The 19,631-nt window shown below is 69.6% G+C and carries 22 protein-coding genes and 2 pseudogenes; 16 read left to right on the top strand and 8 right to left on the bottom strand.

Features of this window, described 5'->3' with window-relative positions; genetic code table 11:
• Positions 1-78 precede the first annotated feature (78 nt).
• Positions 79-204: pseudogene (locus EER30_RS49995) on the bottom strand (hypothetical protein); the annotation flags it as partial.
• A 596-nt stretch (positions 205-800) separates the two neighbouring features.
• Between EER30_RS49995 and EER30_RS23655 the strand changes: the two are divergent.
• Positions 801-3,215 carry a penicillin-binding protein gene (locus EER30_RS23655; RefSeq protein ID WP_127502695.1) on the top strand — a complete coding sequence of 805 codons (2,415 nt, stop codon included), beginning with the start codon at positions 801-803 and terminating at the stop codon, positions 3,213-3,215.
• Positions 3,212-4,453 carry a diacylglycerol/lipid kinase family protein gene (locus tag EER30_RS23650; RefSeq protein ID WP_127502694.1) on the top strand — a complete coding sequence of 414 codons (1,242 nt, stop codon included), beginning with the start codon at positions 3,212-3,214 and terminating at the stop codon, positions 4,451-4,453. The genes EER30_RS23655 and EER30_RS23650 overlap by 4 nt, the downstream gene beginning before the upstream one ends.
• Before the next feature lie 7 nt (positions 4,454-4,460).
• Here EER30_RS23650 and EER30_RS23645 read toward each other — a convergent pair whose 3' ends face one another.
• Positions 4,461-5,342, bottom strand: a complete 882-nt coding sequence (locus EER30_RS23645) for a phosphatidylinositol mannoside acyltransferase (protein ID WP_127502693.1) — start codon at positions 5,340-5,342, stop codon at positions 4,461-4,463.
• A 117-nt stretch (positions 5,343-5,459) separates the two neighbouring features.
• On the opposite strand from EER30_RS23645, the gene EER30_RS23640 reads away from it, so the two are divergent.
• Positions 5,460-6,245, top strand: a complete 786-nt coding sequence (locus EER30_RS23640; protein ID WP_127502692.1) for a class I SAM-dependent methyltransferase — start codon at positions 5,460-5,462, stop codon at positions 6,243-6,245.
• Positions 6,246-6,402: 157 nt separating this feature from the next.
• Here EER30_RS23640 and EER30_RS23635 read toward each other — a convergent pair whose 3' ends face one another.
• Together EER30_RS23635 and EER30_RS23630 are read right to left on the bottom strand one after the other, a co-directional pair.
• Complete coding sequence (locus EER30_RS23635) at positions 6,403-7,194, bottom strand: metallophosphoesterase family protein (RefSeq protein WP_127502691.1); 792 nt, start codon at positions 7,192-7,194, stop codon at positions 6,403-6,405.
• A 188-nt stretch (positions 7,195-7,382) separates the two neighbouring features.
• A complete protein-coding gene (locus tag EER30_RS23630) occupies positions 7,383-7,844 on the bottom strand; it encodes a VOC family protein (protein WP_205650380.1) in 462 nt (153 codons plus the stop codon).
• 114 nt (positions 7,845-7,958) lie between these two features.
• Here EER30_RS23630 and EER30_RS23625 point away from each other — a divergent pair, with 114 nt between their 5' ends.
• The gene (locus EER30_RS23625; RefSeq protein WP_432417562.1) at positions 7,959-9,245 is read left to right on the top strand and encodes a VWA domain-containing protein; all 1,287 of its coding nucleotides are present in this window, start codon (positions 7,959-7,961) and stop codon (positions 9,243-9,245) included.
• Positions 9,245-9,970, top strand: a complete 726-nt coding sequence (locus EER30_RS23620) for a peptidase (RefSeq protein WP_240670260.1) — start codon at positions 9,245-9,247, stop codon at positions 9,968-9,970. Before EER30_RS23625 ends, EER30_RS23620 begins: the two co-directional genes overlap by 1 nt.
• 46 nt (positions 9,971-10,016) lie before the next feature.
• On the opposite strand, the gene EER30_RS23615 is transcribed toward EER30_RS23620, so the two are convergent.
• The gene (locus tag EER30_RS23615) at positions 10,017-10,616 is read right to left on the bottom strand and encodes a dihydrofolate reductase family protein (RefSeq protein ID WP_127502687.1); all 600 of its coding nucleotides are present in this window, start codon (positions 10,614-10,616) and stop codon (positions 10,017-10,019) included.
• A gap of 135 nt (positions 10,617-10,751) precedes the next feature.
• Between EER30_RS23615 and EER30_RS23610 the strand changes: the two genes are divergently transcribed.
• The 5 genes from EER30_RS23610 (at position 10,752) to EER30_RS23590 (ending at position 12,988) form a co-directional block, all read left to right on the top strand.
• Positions 10,752-11,078 carry a PadR family transcriptional regulator gene (locus tag EER30_RS23610; protein ID WP_127502686.1) on the top strand — a complete coding sequence of 109 codons (327 nt, stop codon included), beginning with the start codon at positions 10,752-10,754 and terminating at the stop codon, positions 11,076-11,078.
• A complete protein-coding gene (locus tag EER30_RS23605) occupies positions 11,075-11,431 on the top strand; it encodes a DUF1048 domain-containing protein (RefSeq protein WP_127502685.1) in 357 nt (118 codons plus the stop codon). Before EER30_RS23610 ends, EER30_RS23605 begins: the two co-directional genes overlap by 4 nt.
• A 1-nt stretch (position 11,432) precedes the next feature.
• Positions 11,433-11,747 (top strand): DUF1048 domain-containing protein, encoded by a 315-nt coding sequence (locus EER30_RS23600; protein ID WP_127502684.1) that lies wholly within the window; start codon positions 11,433-11,435, stop codon positions 11,745-11,747.
• A gap of 130 nt (positions 11,748-11,877) precedes the next feature.
• Positions 11,878-12,522, top strand: a complete 645-nt coding sequence (locus EER30_RS23595; RefSeq protein WP_127502683.1) for a DUF3159 domain-containing protein — start codon at positions 11,878-11,880, stop codon at positions 12,520-12,522.
• Between the two features lie 4 nt (positions 12,523-12,526).
• A complete protein-coding gene (locus EER30_RS23590) occupies positions 12,527-12,988 on the top strand; it encodes a DUF427 domain-containing protein (protein ID WP_127502682.1) in 462 nt (153 codons plus the stop codon).
• 5 nt (positions 12,989-12,993) lie between these two features.
• On the opposite strand, the gene EER30_RS48850 is transcribed toward EER30_RS23590, so the two are convergent.
• Positions 12,994-13,851 (bottom strand): hypothetical protein, encoded by an 858-nt coding sequence (locus tag EER30_RS48850; RefSeq protein WP_240670259.1) that lies wholly within the window; start codon positions 13,849-13,851, stop codon positions 12,994-12,996.
• A gap of 179 nt (positions 13,852-14,030) precedes the next feature.
• Here EER30_RS48850 and EER30_RS23580 point away from each other — a divergent pair, with 179 nt between their 5' ends.
• The 6 genes and pseudogenes from EER30_RS23580 (at position 14,031) to EER30_RS23560 (ending at position 17,472) form a co-directional block, all read left to right on the top strand.
• On the top strand, positions 14,031-14,762 hold the full coding sequence (locus EER30_RS23580) for a DUF7873 family protein (RefSeq protein ID WP_127502681.1): 732 nt from the start codon (positions 14,031-14,033) through the stop codon (positions 14,760-14,762).
• Positions 14,763-14,787: 25 nt separating this feature from the next.
• Positions 14,788-14,883: pseudogene (locus tag EER30_RS47270) on the top strand.
• Positions 14,884-15,516: 633 nt separating this feature from the next.
• Complete coding sequence (locus EER30_RS23575; protein ID WP_127502680.1) at positions 15,517-15,855, top strand: hypothetical protein; 339 nt, start codon at positions 15,517-15,519, stop codon at positions 15,853-15,855.
• Between the two features lie 13 nt (positions 15,856-15,868).
• The gene (locus EER30_RS23570; RefSeq protein WP_127502679.1) at positions 15,869-16,042 is read left to right on the top strand and encodes a CsbD family protein; all 174 of its coding nucleotides are present in this window, start codon (positions 15,869-15,871) and stop codon (positions 16,040-16,042) included.
• Between the two features lie 58 nt (positions 16,043-16,100).
• Positions 16,101-16,727 carry a DUF4232 domain-containing protein gene (locus EER30_RS23565; RefSeq protein WP_127502678.1) on the top strand — a complete coding sequence of 209 codons (627 nt, stop codon included), beginning with the start codon at positions 16,101-16,103 and terminating at the stop codon, positions 16,725-16,727.
• Positions 16,728-16,899: 172 nt separating this feature from the next.
• Entirely contained in the window at positions 16,900-17,472 is a 573-nt protein-coding gene (locus EER30_RS23560) for a DUF3455 domain-containing protein (protein WP_127502677.1), read from the top strand.
• Between the two features lie 46 nt (positions 17,473-17,518).
• On the opposite strand, the gene EER30_RS23555 is transcribed toward EER30_RS23560, so the two are convergent.
• Positions 17,519-18,505, bottom strand: coding sequence for a S1 family peptidase (locus tag EER30_RS23555; RefSeq protein WP_127502676.1), 987 nt, complete (start codon positions 18,503-18,505; stop codon positions 17,519-17,521).
• Between the two features lie 109 nt (positions 18,506-18,614).
• The gene (locus tag EER30_RS23550; protein WP_127502675.1) at positions 18,615-19,439 is read right to left on the bottom strand and encodes an alpha/beta fold hydrolase; all 825 of its coding nucleotides are present in this window, start codon (positions 19,437-19,439) and stop codon (positions 18,615-18,617) included.
• Between the last annotated feature and the right edge of the window lie 192 nt (positions 19,440-19,631).

Here is a 19,631-nt window from a genome sequence, read left to right as displayed (position 1 = left end):
GCGTCCCCGGCGAGGATCAGATAGGCGGCGGCAGTCCAGGTGTAGGTTGTGCAGCACCTCGGAGTGGGTGACCGAGTCGGGCAGCGCACCGGTCGCGTCCTGGTGGTCGAAGGGGAGCTGGAACTGGTGCCGGGCCAGGCCCGGGTCGCCGACGGCCAGGGCCAGGGCGTTGAAGCAATGATCCCAGCTCCAGACCTTGTCCATCCAGTGCTTGGACATCAACACGGCGGGGCGGCCGAGGACGCCGGCCGGGGCGACCGTGGCCGACCACAGCACGTACGTGGCGAGCTCGGCGGCCGTCAGACGCAGGCCCAGGCCCGAGCCCCGGAGGCGTACGGCGTCGGCCGACTCGTAGACCAGGTCCACCCGGCCGGCCGGGTGTTCCCAGCTCAGCCGGGCGGGGTCGGCCGAGAGCCGGGCGTCGGCGCGGGCACCGTTGTGCCGGGCCTCGAGCCGCAGGATCGGGTGCATGCCCTGCCGGTGCGAGACCAGGTGCGGATCGTCGGCGCGGGTCGTCTCTGACCGGGGAGACGCAGAACCAGGATCCCGGGTGGCTGAACGGGACGTCCCGCACGGTGAAGGTCGCGGACATGACTGCCTTTCGCTGGGTACCGGCCTCGGCCGGGGGACGGCTCGCGGCGTACGCCGGTGGTGGGGTTTTGCTGTCCGGTCGGACGAGGTAGACCTGAGTGGAGCCAAGTATGGGCGAAACGGGGGGATTTGCGGGGTCGCGCGTCTTGACATCGCAGGGTGGAATAGACAGTGCTCGCTTCCGATCCGGCGCTGGTGGTGGGAGTTCCGTGAGTTCCTGGTTCCGTAGGCGCGATCACAACGTCTTCTTCAACGTCTTCGCTCTGGTGACGTGCGGCGGGGTCGCCGGGGTCGTGGTGGCAGCGGCCGCGTTCCCGGTGGCGGCCATGTCGGGGCTCACGGCCAAGGCCGGCAACGAGGCCTTCGCCAGCCTGCCCGGCGAGCTCAAGGATTTCAGCTCGCCCCAGATCAGCCGGGTCTACGCGGCCGACAACCGTACGCAGATCGCGCAGTTCTACGACGAGTTCCGCAGCGACGTGCCCCTCAAGGACATGTCGAAGTCCATCCGCGACGCGATGGTGGCGGCCGAGGACCGCGAGTTCTACAAGCACAACGGCGTCGACCTCAAGGGCATCGCACGAGCCGTCGTGAACAACAGCGGTAAGTCCGACTCCAAGCAGGGCGCCTCCACGATCACGATGCAATGGGTGCGCATGTCGCTGGTCCATACGGCGACCAGCCCGCAGGAGGTCGTGAAGGCCAGCGAGGACACCAACAAACGCAAGATCACCGAGATCAAGTACGCGATGAGGGTCGAGCAGGAGCTCAGCAAGGACCAGATTCTCGAGCGCTACCTGAACATCGCGCCGTTCGGCAAGCAGACGTTCGGGATCTTCGCCGCCAGCAAGGTCTACTTCAACAAGCGGCCCAAGGACTTGACCGTCGGCGAGGCCGCGCTGCTGGCCGCGGTCGTGCGGGCGCCGTCGTTCTACGACCCGACCACCCGCACCGGCTACGACGAGATCCGCCAGCGCCGCAACGCGTACGTGATCCCCGGAATGCTCGAGATGGGCGCGATCACGCCGCAGCAGGCCGAGGCGGCCAAGAAGGAGGCGATCCCGCGCAAGGTCGCGCCGGTCGGCAACGGGTGCGTGTCGGTGGCCAACAACAGCTGGGGATTCTTCTGCGACTATTTCTACCGCTGGTGGATGGAGCGGCCCGAGTTCGGGGCGACCACGTACGAGCGTGACCGCCGGCTCAAGAGCGGCGGCTACCGCATCACCACCACGATCGATCTCAAGGCCACCAAGCAGGCGCGCGGCCGGGTCGCCGATCTGATCGCCGAGAAGGACAAGAACGCGCTGCTGCTCGCGGCCGTCGAACCGCGTACCGGCAAGGTGCGGATGCTCGTCACCAACCGCAAGTATTCGCTCAACAACGCGAAGAACCCGCTCTCGTCCGACCCGGCCAAGCGCCGCCAGGGCATCAAAGGCTCCGCCCCTAGTACGGTGAATCCGCTGATCAGCGGTGGAGGCGACATCACCGGTTATCAGGCCGGCTCGGTCATGAAGATCTTCACGTTGATCGCGGCGCTGGAGAAGGGCTATCCGCTGCGCTACACGATCAAGGCGGAGAAGTACTACAAATCGAAATACATCATCGAGCGCTCCAACGACTCCGCCTGCCCCGGCACTCATTTCTGGTGCCCGCAGAACTCCGGCGGCGGGGGCGAGGGCATCTACAACATGTGGACCGGTTTCGGCCGTTCGATCAACACGTTCTTCGTGCCGCTGGAGGAACGCGTCGGCGCCGAGAACGTCGTCGATGTCGCGAAACGCTTCGGCATCAAGTTCCGCGACAAGGAAGACGCGAAACTGGCCGCGCCCGGCAATTCACACCAGTGGGGCGCCTTCACGCTCGGCGTCTCGGCCACCACCCCGCTCGACATGGCCGGGGCGTACGCGACCCTGGCCGCCGACGGCCTGCACTGCGAACCCACCCCGATCGAGCAGATCACCACCCGCGCCGGCGAGAACCTCGACCTCGGCAAGCCCCGCTGCGAACGCGCAACCTCGCCCGACGTGGCCCGCGCGGCGCTGGACGCGGCCCGCTGCCCGGTCGGTGACAATGCCCGGCTCGGCGGGTGCGCGGGTGCGACCGCCCCGCAGACCCGCGACGTCGTCGGTCATCCCGTCTTCGGCAAGACCGGCACCACCGACCGCGACCGCACCGCCTCGCTGATCGCCGGCACCACCTCGCTGGTCGTGGCCGGCTACCTGGTCAACCCCGACTACCAGGCACACAAGGACCGGCTCAAGCACGCCCAGGTCAACCCGGCCGTCTACCGCACGCTGGCCGACTACATGGAGGGCCGGCCGAGCGAGCAGTTCAAGCGGCCTGAGAACCGCAAGCTTGTGTACGGCGACCAGCGGCGCATCCCCGACGTCGAGTGCGACTCGATCGGCAGTGCCCGCGACCGGCTCGAGAGCGCCGGGTTCATGGCCGTGACGTCCAACAGCGAGACCGACTCGAACTGCCCGGCGGGCACCGCGGCGGGGACGAGCCCGAGTGGGCGTACGGTCAAGGGTGGGGTAGTGACGATCGAGGTCAGCAACGGCAAGGGCGGGGCGCCGACCATCCCCGGCTTCCCACCCGGAACGGATCCTCCACGACGACCACGGTGACGCCGCCGAGCGGAGGGCGGCGTGCGGCAGCGGTGATCGCCCTCGGCGCGCCGCTGCTGGCGATCGCCGCCGCCCTCGAGACCACCGTCCAGCACTTCGGAAATTTCCTGCTTTTTGCGGCCTCGGTCGCGGTCGTGACTGTCGGGGCCTGGTACGCCCTGACGCGCCGGGGGCTGCTGCGCTGGCTCGCCGTGCTGGTGGTGGCGCTGGGCGTCCTCCTCGTCGTGCTGCTCGGGCTGTCGCTGTTCCTGACGCAGGCGGTCATGCTGATCGTGTTCGCGGTCGCGGGCCGCTATGCGCTCGGTCCGTCGCACGTGTCGCACGGCTCCTCGGTCGGGGCGGCCCGTAACCCCGTCCTGCTGATCAATCCGCGGTCCGGCGACGGCGCGGCCGAACGAGCCGGGCTGGCCGCCGCGGCATCCTCGCGCGGGATCAAGACGGTCACCCTCATGCCCGGCGACGACCTGGCCGAACTGGCCGAACGCGCGATCTGCGAGGGCGCGGACGTGCTCGGCATGGCCGGCGGTGACGGGTCGCAGGCGCTGGTCGCGGCCACGGCTCGCCGGCACGGCGTGGCCTACGTCTGCGTGCCGGCCGGCACCCGCAACCACTTCGCGCTCGATCTCGGCCTCGACCGGTCCGACGTGGCGGCCGCGCTGGACGCCTTCACCGACGGGGTCGAGCGGGTCGTCGACCTGGGCTCGGTCAACGGGCAGATCTTCGTGAACAACGTCTCGCTGGGCGTCTACGCCGAGGTGGTGCGGTCCAAGGGCTACCGCCGAGCCAAGATCCGTACGTGGGGGAGGCGGCTGCCCGATCTGCTCGGCCCGGCCGCCGCACCGCTCGACCTGTCGTTCGACGGCCCCGGCGGCCGCGTCTCGGGCGGCGTGTCACTCGTGCTGGTGTCCAACAACCCGTACGACCTGACGCGCGTCGGCCGGGCCGGCGGTCGCCCGCGCCTCGACACGGGCACGCTCGGCGTCGTGACCGCGCTCGGCGCCCGCCGGGGCGGGGAGTGGGCAGCGCCGTCCTTCGAGGTGCACTCGGCCGCCGACGTCCCGGCCGGGGTCGACGGCGAGGCGATGCTGCTGACCCCGCCGCTGAGGTTCACGTCCCTGCCCGGCGCGCTGCGCGTCCGCGTCCCCCGCCACCTCACCCCCGGCCGCCGCGCCGCCGCCCTGACCCGCCGCGACCTGAACGCCCTCGTCCGCGTCGCCTCAGGCCAGCCGGCGTTCTGAACCCTGGTCAGGTGGTGCCCGGCCAGACCGGTTGCAGCACGTGCCAGTCGTGCGGATGCCGGCGGACGGCGCTCGTGAAGACGTCGGCCAGCTGCTGCGTCATAGCCGCCACCCGGGCCCGGGTGGTGCCGTCACCGCACGGGACGATCTCCGGGTGGATCCGGATCCGCAACCGCGGACCGTCGTACCAGAGCGACGCCGGCAGCAGCGCGGCCCCGGTGCGCAACGCCAGCTGCGCGGGCCCGGCCGGGAACGTCGTCGGCCCACCGCAGAACCGCACGCCGATGCCGGCCGCGGACGTGTCCCGGTCAGCGACCAGGCACACCACCTCGCCGGCACGCAGCCGCCGGGTGAGCGTGGTGACCGCCCGCCGGGTCTCGTCGGCGGGGAGCACCTCGATGCCGAGCGCCGCACGGTGGCTCACGAACCGCTGATAGAGCTGCTCCGGGCGCAGCCGTTGCGCGACCGTGGTGAACCGGTGCCCGCTCAGCACCAGCGCGGCTCCGGCCAGGTCCCAGTTGCCGCTGTGCGGCAGCGCCAGCACCACCCCGCGGCCGGCGTCGCGGGCGGCGGTCACCCGGTCCAACGACTCGAAGACCACGGCGTCGCGGATCCGGTCGCGGCTCCAGCCGGCGAGCGCGAAGAACTCCCGCCAGTAACGCAGATAGGAGCGCACGCCCCGGGCGGCCGCAGCGGTCACGGCGGGACTGTCGACGGCCTGCCCGAGCACCTGGGCCAGGTTGACCCGCAGTTGGTGTACCCCGCCTGCGCCGGACCAGCGCATCCCGGCGGCGACGGAATCGAAGACGAGCGCGGCGATCGGGCCGGGCAACCGCGGCGTGACCCGCCAGGCAAGGCCGTAGAGCCGGCTCGTCAGGTCTTCTCCCACGCGGGGATGGTAGCGGGCACCGTACACAGCGGACAGTCATGCGGCAGCCGAATCTGCGGGGCCGCCACATCCCCACCCTGTACGCGTCGACGTCCGGGGCGCGGATAGCGTGGGCGGATGAGTGTTGATCCAGTGGCGCACAACCGCGTGGCCTGGGACCGGCAGGTCGAGCAGGGCAACGAGTGGTCGCGGCCGATCTCCGCGGAGACGGTCGCCAAAGCCCGCGCCGGTGACTGGTCGGTCGTGCTCATCGGCTACCAACCCGTGGACCGCTCCTGGTTCCCCGCCGATCTGTCCGGCGTGGACGTGTTGTGCCTGGCCTCCGGCGGCGGCCAGCAAGGGCCGACGCTCGCCGCGGCCGGGGCCCGGGTCACCGTGCTGGACAACTCGCCGCGCCAGCTCGAGCAGGACGAGCTGGTCGCCCGGCGGGACGACGTGCCGCTGCGGACGATGCTCGGCGACATGCGCGACCTGTCGGCGTTCGCCGACTCCTCGTTCGACCTGGTCTTCAACCCGGTCTCGAACCTGTTCGTCCCCGAGCTGGCCCCGGTGTGGCGGGAGTCGTTCCGGGTGCTGCGGCCGGGCGGGGCGCTGCTGTGCGGTTTCCTCAACCCGGACGTCTACCTGTTCGATCACGAGGCGCTGGACCAGCGCGGCGAACTGGTGGTGCGGCACCGGCTGCCGTACAGCGACGTCACGCACTTCCCGGCCGAGGAACGCGAGCGGCTCTTCGGCGCGGACGCGCCGCTGGAGTACAGCCACAGCATGGCCGAGCAGCTCGGCGGCCAGCTCGCCGCGGGCTTCGTCATCACCGGGTTCGAGGAGGCGCCGCACCACTCGGACGCCACCGCGGGCTGGCTGCCCGGCTACTTCGCGACCCGCGCCGTCAAACCGGGAGCGTGACGGCGCGCGCCGTCAAACCGGGAGCGTGACGGCCCGCGCCGTCAAACCGGGAGCGTGACGGCGCGCGCCGTCAAACCGGGAGCGTGACGGCCCGCGCCGTCAAACCGGGAGCGTGACGGCCCGCGCCGTCAAACCGGGAGCGTGACGGCGCGAACGGTCACGGTCCCCAGCCGCCGGGGGAGCGGTGCCACACAGTCACGTCGGAGCTGTGGAAAGCGTCGTCACGCCATCGCCGGACGATAATCGATAGGCGATCGCCGGCGAGGTCGAGCAGGGTGTAGGACTGGCTCTCGCCGGCCCGCACGCGCCGGGAACAGGCGGTCCCGCTCATCAGGCCGATCATGCGGCGGTTCAACCCCGGCCAGACCGTCGCCAGGTCGATCTGCGCGGCCACGTGATCGTGCCCGCACAGCACCACGTCGACGCCGGCCTCGGCCGCCGCTTGCAGGGCTCGTCCGGCGCCGTGCACCAGGGTCTCGTGCGGCCGCTGCGGCGAGTGGAACACCGGATGATGCAGCAACAGCACCTTGAGATCGGCCGCCCCCGCGAGCGCCGAACCGATCAGCTCAGCCTGCCCCGCGTCGATCAGACCACCCTTCCAGAGGTACGGCCGGGGAGTGCTCAGCCCGAGCACCCGTAACCCGCCGTCGTGCACCGTCGGCTGTGCTTCGGCATCGACCAGCCGCTCGTACGCGTCGAGGGGTCTGGTCGCCCGCGCCAGCCGGTCGAGGGGCAGATCGTGGTTGCCGGGAACGCACGTCCAGGGCCGTCCGGCCGAGTCGAGCAGTTCCCGCGCGGCTCGGAACTGGTCGTCGCGCGCCCGCATCGTCAGATCGCCGCCGACCAGCACCCGGTCGGGGTTCTGCTCGATCAGGTCGGCCCGCAACCCGGCCACCACCGCCGCTTCCTCCGACCCGAAGTGCAGGTCGGTGACGTGGGCCAGGCGCATGATCCGAGCTTAGGTGCTCACGCGGCTCCCGACAGGGCGTGCGGGGCACTGCCTGGCGGGTGCCGTGCGGGGCGTTGCCTGGCGGGTGCCGTGGGGCGCTGCCCGCCGGGGGCTGTGCGGGTGTTGCCCGGCGGCGGTACCGCGGGCGCGTGGCCCGAGCTGCCGGTGTGCAGGGTGGTCACGTCGGCTCAGCCCGGGAGATCCTCCGGCCGTTTCTCGGCGTGCTCGCCCCGCAGCAGACCGGTGGACTGGCCGACCTCGATGAGATAGCCGTCCGGGTCGCGCATGTAGCAGCGGATCTCGATCCCCCGGTCGATCGGCGGTGTCAGAAATTCAGCGCCCCGGGCCGACCAGGTCTCGTAGCACTGCTGAATGTCGGCCACCCGCAGGTTCATGAAGATCGACGTCGTGTCGCCCGGCTCGTAGTCGGTCACGGTGATCCCGGGCTTGTCGGGCGTCGGCGGCCCGCCCGGGTTCATGATGATCCACGTGTTGGCCAGCTTCACGATGCACGGGTTCTCGTCGATCACGACGGTGCCGCCCAGCACACGGGAGTAGAAGTCGCGGGACCGCGCGAACTCGCGCACGGTGATGAACAGCGTCGCCAGAATGCCTTCGGCCGGTGCCGGAAAATCGGCGAAGTCGGGCAAGATCTCACTCCGTCCGTACGGGGTTGGTCACTGTCCCGACAACACAGGCCGGGCGATTCGTGACAACCGGCCCCGGCGTGATGCTCGCCGATGGACTCTTTATGATCTTGCCGCGTGATCCACAAAAGACTATCCATGCTGGTATTAGTCGGAATGATCAGCGCATTGTGGGCGATAGGTGACGCTCCGGCCTATGCCGACGAGGGCGAGCCGGAGGCCGTGCCGCCGAGCGTGGAGCTGGTCCTCGACGTGAGCGGCTCGATGCGGGCCAAGGACATCGACGGCGAGACCCGGATCGCGGTGGCCAAGCGGGCCTTCGGCCAGGTCGTCGACGCGCTGCCCGAGACCACGCAGCTCGGCATCCGGGTGCTCGGCGCCACCTATCCCGGCGACGACAAGAAGAAGGGCTGCCAGGACACCCAGCAGATCGTCCCGGTCGGCCCGGTCGACCGCGGCCAGGCCAAGGCCGCGATCGCCAAGCTGAAGCCGACCGGTTTCACCCCGATCGGCCTGGCCCTGCGTCGCGCCGCGGAAGATCTCGGCACCGCCGGCTCGGCCCGGCGCATCGTGCTCATCACCGACGGCGAAGACACGTGTACGCCCCCAGACCCGTGCGCGGTGGCGCGGGAGCTGGCCGCCAAGGGCACCAAGCTGGTCGTGGACACGCTCGGCCTCACCCCGGACCAGAAGACCCGCAAGCAGCTCGTCTGCATCTCGACCGCGACCGGCGGCACGTTCGCGTCGGCCAAGAGCGAGCAGGAACTGACCGACCGCGTGCAACAACTCGTGGACCGCGCTGCTGTGCCGCCGCCGGTCACGCCCGCGGCGGTCACCGGCGCTAAATCGTGCGAGCAGGCGCCCGCGCTGTCCCCGGGCGTCTACAGCGACCGGGAGCGGATCGGCGAGCACCGGTACTACCGCGTGCCGTTGCAGCCCGGGCAGGAGCTGCGGGCCTCGGTCAGCGTCGCGCTCGACCGCCCGATCAACCGCGACTACGGCGTACTGCTGAAGGCCGTGACCGCCAACGGCCGTGAACTGGTGCGCGGTCTCGACGCCGCCAGCGGCCGCGCCGACGTGATCTCGTCAGGTCTGCGCTGGTCGGCCGGGAAAGCCGAGGAGGAGAAGGCCGGCGAGGAGGAAAAGGCCGGCGAAGCGGAACAGGCCATCACCGAGGTCTGCCTGATCGTCAGCAACTCGTTCGCGTCGTCGACCCCGGCGGCCGCCCCCGGCATGCCGCTCGAGCTCAGCATCGACACGGTCGCCGCCTCGACCGCGCCCGACGCCCCCGGCCTCGGGCGGGGCTGGCTGTTCCTGCTGGTCCTGATCGTGGCCGGTCTCATCGCCGGTGTTCTGGCCGGCTGGCTGACCCGCTGGTGGGTCGCCACGTGGAGGGAGAACTGATGTACGCCGCACTCGCCGCCGCCCTGCTGCTGGCCCCCGCCGGGAGCGCGGGAAGCGCCGGCACCTCCTTCCTGACCGCCGCGCCCGTGACAGCGGGTCAGCCCGTGCAGGTCGCCGCGGTCACCGGTGACTACCTGTACTGGTCGTTCGCCACGATCGCCGGGCAGCAGCCCGACCTGACGGCCAAGGTCACGCTGCCCGCGGCGTCCGACCGGCACGGCCCGCAGGCGTGGACGATCGAGGTCTTCGACGGTCTGCGACGCCGCCAGCCGTGCGTGGCGGGGGAGCAGAGCCCGATCGTCACGGCCGACACCGCCGAGGTCACCCTCGGTTGCCGGCTGCGGCAGGTGCGCTCGTGGGCCGAGCCCTCCGACCTCGATCCGCTTCCCGGGACCTATTTCGTACGCCTGTCGTCGACTGAGATGCCGGAACGCGATCTGGGCCTGCCCGTGAAGGTCGACCTCACGCTGACCGCCGAGATGGGCGACACCGGAGCCGACCAGGGCAAACTGTCCGCACCCCTGAACCCGGTCAACCGCCCGGGCGCCGTGCTCGCGGACGTCCCGACGCCGGCGGCTTCCGAGGAGCCGGAGTCCGGCGCGTCGTGGGACTTCGTGCCCGAGTTCTCGTCGCGCTGGGTCTGGACGGCCACCGGCGGCATCCTCGCCGCGGTCGCCGGCCTGGTCGGCTTCTCGTTCACCAGAAGGCGTACGCGCCGCGCCTGACCCGCGAAAGCCGCCGCCCGTTGCTGGTGAACGGGCGGCGGCCGGGTCAGCGGCGCACCAGGTAGCGCAGGTGGGTGACGCCGGTGCCCTCGACGACGCTGACCGGGCCGTCGAGTTGCAGGGGCGCGCCGGCGAACTGGCCGAAGAACGGGGTGCCCCGGCCGAGCAGCACCGGCACCAGGTCGACGTGCACCTCGTCGAGCAGGCCGGCCTCCAGGCACTGCCGGGCCATCTGGCCGCCGTTGACGCCCACCTCGCGGTCGCCGGCGATCTTCTGGGCCGTCGCGACCGCCTCCTCGATGCCGCCGGTGACGAATACGAAGTTCTCGTCGGCGACCGGGCGGTTCTCGGGCGGACGGTGCGTGAGCACGACCGTCGTGACGTTCATGGGGTGGCGCCCGCCCCACGCGTTCGTGAAGTCGTACAGGTGACGCCCGACGATCAGGGCGCCCATCCGAGCCCGTAGATCGCGCACCAGTTCGGTGCTCGCCGCCGACATGCGCAGCGGCGGGATGGTCGGGCTGCCCGACGGTGTTTCGACGTCGCCGTTGCCGTACCACTGGAACAGCAGGTCGAAGCCGCTGTCCTCGGGCCCCGCGATGAAGCCGTCGATCGACATCGTCGCGCCCGTGCTGACCGTACCCATGATCGTGTCTCCTCTGCTTCGAACCCGATTACACCCCCTGGTCGGAGCCGGGCCGCCGCATTCGACATCGCGAGCTACTCGGTGATACGTTGTACCGGTACTTAGTGACACCGAGTACCGCAATGGGGGGCCGCGTTGGACGACCTGACCGAGATGTTGAAGGGCACGCTCGAGGGTTGCGTGCTCGAGATCATCGGCGGCGAGGAGACCTACGGGTACGCCATCACGCGCCGGTTGAACGAGCTCGGCTTCACCGACGTCATCGAGGGCACGGTCTACACGATTCTGCTGCGGCTGGAGAGGAACCGGCTCGTCCAGGTGACGAAACGACCGTCCGGGGTGGGGCCGCCCCGCAAGTTCTACGCCCTCAACGACGCCGGGCGTACGGAGCTCGCGAAGTTCTGGGCGAAATGGCAGTACGTCTCGTCACGCATCGACAAGCTCAAGGAGGGTGTGCGATGAGCTTCTGGGACACGATCACGGGCAACGATCTCACCAGGGAGTGGAAGGCCTTCGAGGTCCGGGCGCAGGCCCTGCCGGCCGAGCACCGCGCGGCGTGGGACCAGATCACGGCTGGTCTCTTCCGCTACGGCGACTTCACCGGCCGCAACCTGATGCCGATCCTCGACGCCGCCCTGGGGTTGCTCGAAGAGGCGGTGGCCGACGGGCAGAGCGTCCAGGAGGTGCTCGGCGACGACATCCCGGGCTTCTGCGCGGCGCTGGCCGGCGGCGAGGGCGCCCGCACCTATCGCGACCGGTGGCGCGAGCAGTTGAACCGCACCGTCGCCCGCAAACTGAGCCGGCTGGGAGGCTGACGTGGGCATCAAGGACGTTCTCGAGGGCAAGAAGCAGTGGCGGGCACACGTGGCCCGAGTCAAGGCGCTGCCGCCCGACTATCGCATCGTCTATCAGGAGATGCAGAAATACCTGTTCAAGGTTGGCCCGGTCGAGCTGTCCGAGGGCGATCTGCTCGCTGATCTCGTCGACTTCTTCGAGCAGGGAGCCGCGTCCGGCCAGGGCGTACTGGAGCTCGTCGGCACCGACGTCGCCGCGTTCGCCGACGATCTCATCAAGGACTCGCGCACGTACGCGGAGCTCTATCAGGAATCCCTGCGAGCGAAACAGGCTTAGTGAACAGCCGGCCGGGCCCCGAGCCTGGCCGGCCTACGCTTGACGCCACTTTCCACCTGGAGTGAGACCCGGCTCCGGCTGCGGTTAGGCTTCCCTTACTGCCTTCCTGGCGAGTTGAACGGGGTGGGGGATGACGCAGCCGGAGTCGCTGTCGACGCTGCTGAACGGGCGGCGCGCCGCGCTCGACGCCACCCTGCCCGCAGCCGGCTTCGTGATCGGCTGGCTCGCCGCCGGCCAGTCGATCTGGGCCGGCGCCGGCGTCGCGGTCGCGAGCGCCCTCGGCGTCTCCATCTATCGCCTGCGCCGCGGCGAGAAACCCCGCGCGGTGCTGATCGGCCTGCTCGGCGTCTGCGTGGCCGCCCTGATCGCCCTGCGCACCGGCCGCGCCGAAGACTTCTTCCTCATCCAGCTGTTCAGCAACGCCGCGAGCGCCCTGGCCTGGGCGGTCAGCATCGTGATCCGCTGGCCCCTGCTGGGCCTGGTCGTCGGCGGCGTGCTCGGCCAGCGCACCCGGTGGCGGCGCGACCCGGCGCTGTTGCGCTCCTACAGCCGGGCGAGCTGGGTGTGGGTGCTGCAGTACGTCGTACGGGTGGCGGTGTTCCTGCCCCTCTACGCGGCGGGGCAGGTCTTCGCCCTGGGCGTGGCCCGCGTGGCGCTGACCTGGCCGCTGGTCGCCGCGTGCCTGGCGGTGAGCTGGTGGGTCATCCGCCGCACCCTGCCCGAGGGCCATCCGGGCCTGCGCCACCCCGTCGCGCCGGAACCTGCCGCAAACTGACTACATGGAGTCGGTTTGGGACTACCCGCGGCCGCCGCGGCTGGAGCGCACCAACGCCCGGGTGACGATCGTGCACGCAGACCGGATGATCGTCGACAGCGACCGCTGCTGGCGAGTCCTGGAAACCTCACACCCGCCCGTCTACTACGTGCCGCGTGACGACATCGCCGACGGCGCTTTGGAGCCCGGCGAGGGCCGCTCGTACTGCGAGTTCAAGGGCATCGCCGGCTATTGGGATCTCGTCGCCGGCGACAACCGGGTGCGACAGGCCGGCTGGTCCTACGAACACCCGACACCCGCGTACGCCGAAATCGCCGGGGCAGTCGCCTTCTACCCGAGCCGTGTCGACGAATGCCGGGTAGCCGGCGAATTGGTCCACCCCCAGGAAGGCGACTTCTACGGCGGCTGGATCACGTCCGACATAACCGGCCCGTTCAAAGGCGGCCCCGGAACCGGCGGCTGGTGAGCCTCCTAACCTGCGGCTGATGTGATCCGATCGGGGCGGACGACGATAGTGCTCACGGTGGCGTCGCCCCAGACCGTCGTGTTGAGGACCATCTTCTGGTCGGTAGACAGCATGGTGAATTCGGGAACGAAGCGTTCGGTGAAGACAGCGGCGAAATGGCTGCGAAGCGAGGCCGAGCCGCTACCGGCCAGATCCCACGCATCGGCCAGCCGCACCCGAACCCAGCAGCCCTCGGACTCGTCGGCGTCAAGGCCGGCGTAGTCGACGGTGAGGAGGAACTCTTGTCTCTCGTCGAGGAGACCGAATTCGAGGGCGAGGCGCCACCAGGCCGCGTTGACCTTGGCAGGCATGTCCGGGTCGTCTACATGAACTATCTCGTGCGGCTCCGAGTCGAATCGACCGTGCTCAGAGGTGCAGGACGCGGGTCCTTGACCGGAAGCCGGTAGTGGGTAGGAAACCTCCGTGGTCATCCGTTCGATGAACTCGAGACCGGCCCGGGCCAGGTCCGCCGCGACGTCGTCGTCTGTTCGTGAGACGCGCGAACGATGTGCCTCGTAGCCACGGTCCTGGACGGTCGGGAATCGCCGAGGTGTGTTCGCCAGCCATGCGTCGATTGCCTCTGGAGAGTTCCTGATCGCGTCGATGAGTTCTTGCACGGCTTCGCGTTTGGCCGGGCTGACGTGCAGGTCCAGGTCGGCCTCGGTCACCTCCCGATAGGTCATGGCGAGTTGCCACCAGAACTTCATCAGGACGCGGCATTCCTCCTGCTCGCGATCGTCGGCCAGGCGATCCATGACGATCGCCTGGGTGAGTCGGAGCTGATTCTCGTCGCGGAAGCCATGACGCAAGTCGACCAAGGACACAGGCGAATCCTAAGGGCAACCCGCCGCCCTGGATCGAGCGTCTGGAGGCGGTCGGCGACTCGAGAGCGCGGGCGCCGACGAGGAACGTGCTGCGGCGAAGGCGGCCTGGCTGGGCCGTGAAAACGGGTCGTGAGTTGTGATCGATGGGTGCTAAGTTCCCGGGGCTGAAAGGGGACATCGTGCCGAAGCTGAACCAGATCATCGCCGTCGAGAAGGGCGTCAAGAGCAAGGCGTTCGCCGATCTGAGCGACGCCCATCACGCTGTGCAGAAGACTGGGCCGCTCGCCGGCATCTCGCGCACGTACCAGCCGAAGGACGAGGAGGGCGAGACGCTGCCCGCCGAGTCGACGCGGGTGCAGATCAAAGCCGAGGACATTCTGCGTGAGGTCTCGGCCACGCTCACCCGGCTGTTCGACGTCACCGCGACGAAGGACTGGACGAACTGCGTGGCCCGCGCCGACGTGACAGTGGACGGACGCGTCATCGCCGCCCAGGTGCCGGTGACGTACCTGCTGTTCCTGGAGAAGCAGCTCGTCGACATGCACACGTTCGTCAAGAAGCTGCCGGTGCTCGACGCGGCCGAGTCGTGGCTGCGCGACGACTCCACCGACAGCTGGCGGACCGAGCCGGTGCGCACCAACCGCACCAAGAAGGTCCCCCGCAACCACGTCAAGGCCGAGGCCACCGAGAAGCACCCGGCGCAGGTCGAGGTGTACTACGAGGACGTCGCGGTCGGCTATTGGACGACGGTGAAGTTCTCGGGTGCGCTGCCGGCCAAGCGGGTCAACGAGATCCTCGACCGGGTGCTGAAGCTGCAGACGGCGGTCAAGTTCGCGCGCGAGGAGGCCAACAACACCGAGGCCACCGACCAGCGGGTCGGCGCGGCCGTCTTCGACTACCTGTTCGGGTAGCCGCCATGGATTCCCCCGTGGGAGCGCGGGGGTGCGCCGGACTCGGCGCGAAAGCTGACAGCTGAGGCTGAAGCTGAATCCACCGGTCACAGTGCGGGTTCGAGCCCCGCCCCCCGCACCACCCGCGCGGGGGTAGCCCAATTGGCAGAGGCAGCCGGTATGAGACTCAGATTCTCGCTCCAACGTCAGCATTCACCACTGATCACCAGGTCGACCGAGCAGGGACGAGGACATTGGATGCCGGTTCGAGTCCGGTCCGCCGCGCTTTCGAGTGGCGGTAGTTTAAAGGCAAAACCCGATGTCGTAACGAATGATCCACGCTCTTAAACGTGCTGGTGTGTGCAATTCGGTGGTATTCGGAGGCCCGGGGATTGGCCATATCCCCGGGCCTCGCCACATCTCGGTGCACGGCGCCCGGATCGGTTGTGGCGCGACGACCGAATTCGATGTCACCTGCCGGGTTCGCCAGGTCGGCTGCTCCTGCGAGCGCCCGACACCCGCGTACGCCGAAATCGCCGGGAGCAGTCGCCAACGACGATCGACGTCGCGGTGGCGGCCATGGCGACCGGTACGGAGCATGGCCAGTTCTGGACCAACGGGGATGTCGACGTCTTCGTCGGTTTCCGGGGCGGCGCGCTCACCTGGTCGCTGGATTCCGCGTTCTGCTACCGCCGGCCGATGCCTGGTGCCGACGAGTTCCGTGAGCTGCATGCGCGTCTGACCGATCTGTGGCTCGCCACCGCTCAGCGTCTCGATGCCACCGTCGGCCGGGTTCTCGACGAATGGGTCCAGCGAACAAGCGTGGGACAGCGGCACCGACCACGCCGTCGATCCGGCCGGTGGCTGGCCGGCCGAGCTCGGCTGGTCGACCTATCTCGGCCCCGGTCTGGGCCTGCCCGCACCGCCGTCGGCGGAGATCGCCGACCGGACCCGCCGGCTCGCGAACGGCGCCCTGCTGATCACGCTGCTCGACGACCCCGCCGCCGTCGACGTGCTCCGCTACGAGGAGATCCACACCGTATGGGGCCGGTTTGTGAAGCCAGATGATTGTCGTCGGGCAAGTATGGGTATGCGGGGCGGGTCAGCGATTTGATGTGGAGGCTGTCATGGCATTCGACGACAAGGTCGACAACAAGGCCGAGGAAGTCGGCGGCAAGGTGAAAGAGGGCGTCGGCAAGGCGACCGACAACGAGCGTCTCGAAGCCGAGGGCAAGGCCGACCAGAGTAGCTCGAAGCTCAAGCAGGCCGTCGAGGACGTCAAGGACGCCTTCAAGTCCTGACGCCCGGCGTCATAAGGATCACGGTTAGGGAAGCGGGGCGCGGCGGTATCAGTCGGGCATGAAACGCCTTCTTGCGCTGCTCGCCGCGCCCGCTCTCCTTCTGACCGGCTGCTCCACGTCGACCGACACCACGACGACGACGCCCGCGCCCGCCCCGACCACGGCACCCACGACCACGTCCCCGGAGCCGGAACCGGAGCCCACCACCGCCACGACGACACGCCCCACTCAGGGCGGCGGAGGCGGTTCCTCGACCACGCGATGTCGCACCGCCGACTTGACCCTCAAGACCGGCGACGCCGACGCGGGGGCCGGCTCGCGCAGCGTCAACCTCATCTTCACCAACAAGTCGCAGCGCACCTGCACGCTGTTCGGCTACCCGGGTGTCTCGTGGGTCGCCGGCGCCAAGGGCACGCAGGTGAACGAGCCGTTCAACCGCCAGGAGGGCGCCGCCGGCCGTACGACTGTCACGCTGAAACCGGGCGGGGTGGCGTACTCGCTGTTGATCTGGCCCTTCTTCGCGAATTTCGACGAGGCGCGGTGCAAGCCGGTCGAGGTGCGCGGCTATCGCGTCTTCCCGCCGGACGAGACGGCGTCGGCTTTCGTCAGCAGCCCGCAGACCGTGTGTTCGGCCAAGGGCGTCGGGCTCGGCATGGTGCAACCGGTGACGACCACCGCAGGCTGAGGCAGGATGCATTCTGACCTGCGGAAACACGGTGGAAACATCTGGCTCGCCCGTTCGTACAGTCCATCGGGGACGTTCGGGTGACATCGACGTTGATCTAGATCTGGACGCGGGGATGCTCCGTGTCCCTCGTCGAAGGGGCGACGCTCACGCCCCCGGACGAGGAGATTCCATGCTCAACACGAAGCGTTCCCGGGTCCACGCCGCCGCCGGGGTGGGGATGGCGGTCGTGGTGACCGCCGTCGGCGCCGTGACCTTCAACGCCTCAGCGGCCGAGGTCGTCGCGCCCGCCGCCGTCGGGCCGGACGCGCGGGCCGTGTCGATCCCGGGCATCCCGAAGGACATCAGGCCCCCGAAGGGCGCCAAGCCGATCGGAGCGTACGTGGTCACGAGCGGCACTCAGACCTACACGTGCACCGGCGGCGTCTTCACCGGCGCGTCCGTGCCCGAGGCCCAACTGATCGGCACCGGCGGCCGGGTCCACCACTTCGGCGGCCCGAGCTGGCAGTCCACCCGTGACAACTCGCTGGTCACCGCGAAGAAGCTCGCCGAGTCGCCGCGCACGGGCACGATCCCCGAGCTGCTGCTCGAAGTCGTCACCAGCACGGGCGGGGGCGTTCTGGGCCGGTCGACGCACATCAGCCGGCTTCTCACCTCGGGCGGCACCGCCCCGGCCGGCGCCTGCGTCGACGGCGCGAAGAAGGCCGTCAACTACGGAGCCGTCTACGTCTTCTGGAAGGCCTGATCAGCCCGGGCCGGTGTTCCGTGGGGGCACCGGCCCCAGCCCGGCCCTAGCCTCGGCGGCGACGGGTTCCTTTGCGGGGCTTGGCCGCCCACATCACCAGGGCGCCGATCAGCAACACGATCGGGAGCGCCGCCAGCCAGAGCATGGGGTTCAGGGGCTCGTTGCCGTGCGGGCTCGGCGGCGCCGCCTCGCGGTGGGCCACGGCCGGCTGATCGGTCGGCTTCTTCGTCGTCGGTCTCGGCTTCGGGGGCGGGGGCTTCAGGTCCTTGCCGACGACCGAGAGGATCCACGGGGCGATCGCGTCGACCCGGCTGGCCGTGTCGGCACCCGTGTGCGGGCAGCGCGGCCCTCGGCTGACCACTCCGACCACGATCGCGGGGCTGGCCGCCGTACCGCTGCCGGTGAAATACGGTCCGCCCGAGTCGTGCGGGCAGGCACTGGTGTCGTCGCGTGGCGCGGTGCCGACGATCGACATCTCCAGCTTCGACCGGGACGTCACCTTGAACTGGCCGACCTGCAGCACGTCGGTCGTCTTCTTCGCCGTCCCGCTGGTCAGCCCGAAGCCGGCCAGCCGCAGTCTGAGACCGTCACCCGGCTTGGTGCGGCCGAGCTTCAGCGGGGTGATGCCGGTGACCGCCTTGTCGAGCCGGGCCAGAGCGACGTCGGCCGTGCCGTGCTGGCGTACCTCGATCACGTTCGCGCTGACTCCGGCCTTACCGGTCAGGTCGGCGCGCCCGATGGTGGCGATCGTGCGATCGGCGACCGGGCGGGACACCCGTTTCTCGTTCTCGTCCTTGAAGCAGTGGCCCGCGGTGAGCACCCAGTGCGGTGAGATGAGGCCGCCGGAGCACGAACTGTTCCGTTTGCCGCCGTCCGGGGTGGGAATGCCGATGTCGGTCAGCTTCACCGCGAACCTGTACGTTCCGTCGGGAACGTCCTCACCGTGCGCGATCGCGTGGGCCGGAGTGGCCTGAGCCCCGGCGGACAGCGCTGCTGCGACCACCGCGACGACGACCTTCGACAGCGTCTTCATCGAGGACGACTGTAGGCGCGGACCGCCAATCACGGACCGCAGCCCCGAGGTTGCTCGACCGCATCACAAACAGCAACCTCGGGGCGGTGCCGACCCGTCTTCGATCAGATCAGGACTTGAGCCACTCGAGCAGGTCCTTGTTGATCGTGTCGGCCTGCGTCGTCGGCATGCCGTGCGGGAAGCCCTCGTACGACTTCAGGGTGCCGTTCTTGACGAGCTTGGCTGACAGAGGACCCGCGTCGGCGTACGGGACGATCTGGTCGTCGGTGCCGTGCATGACCAGGACCGGGATCGTGATCTTCTTGAGGTCCTCGGTGAAGTCGGTCTGCGAGAACGCGACGATGCCGTCGTAGTGGGCCTTCGCGCCGCCGGCCATGCCCTGACGCCACCAATTCTGGATGATCGCCTCGTTCGGCTCGGCGCCCGGACGGTTGTAACCGTAGAACGGGCCGGACGGCAGGTCCCGATAGAACGTCGTACGGCTCGCCGCGAGCTGGGCCTGCAGGTCGTCGAAGACCGCCTTGGGCAGGCCGCCCGGGTTCGCGTCGGTCTGCACCATCAGCGGCGGCACCGCGCTGATCAGCACCGCCCGGGCGGCGCGGCTCTCACCGTGCCGGCCGAGGTAGCGGGTCAGCTCCCCGCCGCCGGTGGAGTGGCCGACGTGAATGACGTCGTGCAGGTCGAGGTGCTCGATGACGGCGAGCAGGTCGTCGGCGTAATGGTCCATGTCGTGGCCGTCGCTGACCTGCGAGCTGCGCCCGTGGCCGCGCCGGTCGGCCGCGATGACCCGGTAGCCCTGCGACAGGAAGAACAGCATCTGCGTGTCCCAGTCGTCGGCCGACAACGGCCAGCCGTGACTGAAGACGATCGGCTGCCCCGAACCCCAGTCCTTGTAGAAGATCTCGACGCCGTCGGTGGTCGTCACGTAACCCATGCGGGCCTCCGCTGTGTGTTGGTTCTTGGCACGCTTCCCGCACGTCAAGCTATGTCTTCCACACCGCCGGGAGAAGAACAACGTGATGAACGACTACTTATTGAATTGAGTGTCACGACTCAGCGCGACCGTCTCAGCGGCGTGTGCGGCCGTGCCAGCCGCGTGTGCGGGGCATGCCAGCGGGGCGCGGCA

This window comes from Actinoplanes solisilvae (genome assembly GCF_003999975.1).
In the GTDB taxonomy this organism is placed as follows: Bacteria; Actinomycetota; Actinomycetes; order Mycobacteriales; family Micromonosporaceae; genus Actinoplanes; species Actinoplanes solisilvae.
The sequence above is the reverse complement of the archived record's forward strand: the minus strand, read 5'-3'. Positions and strand labels throughout refer to the sequence as shown.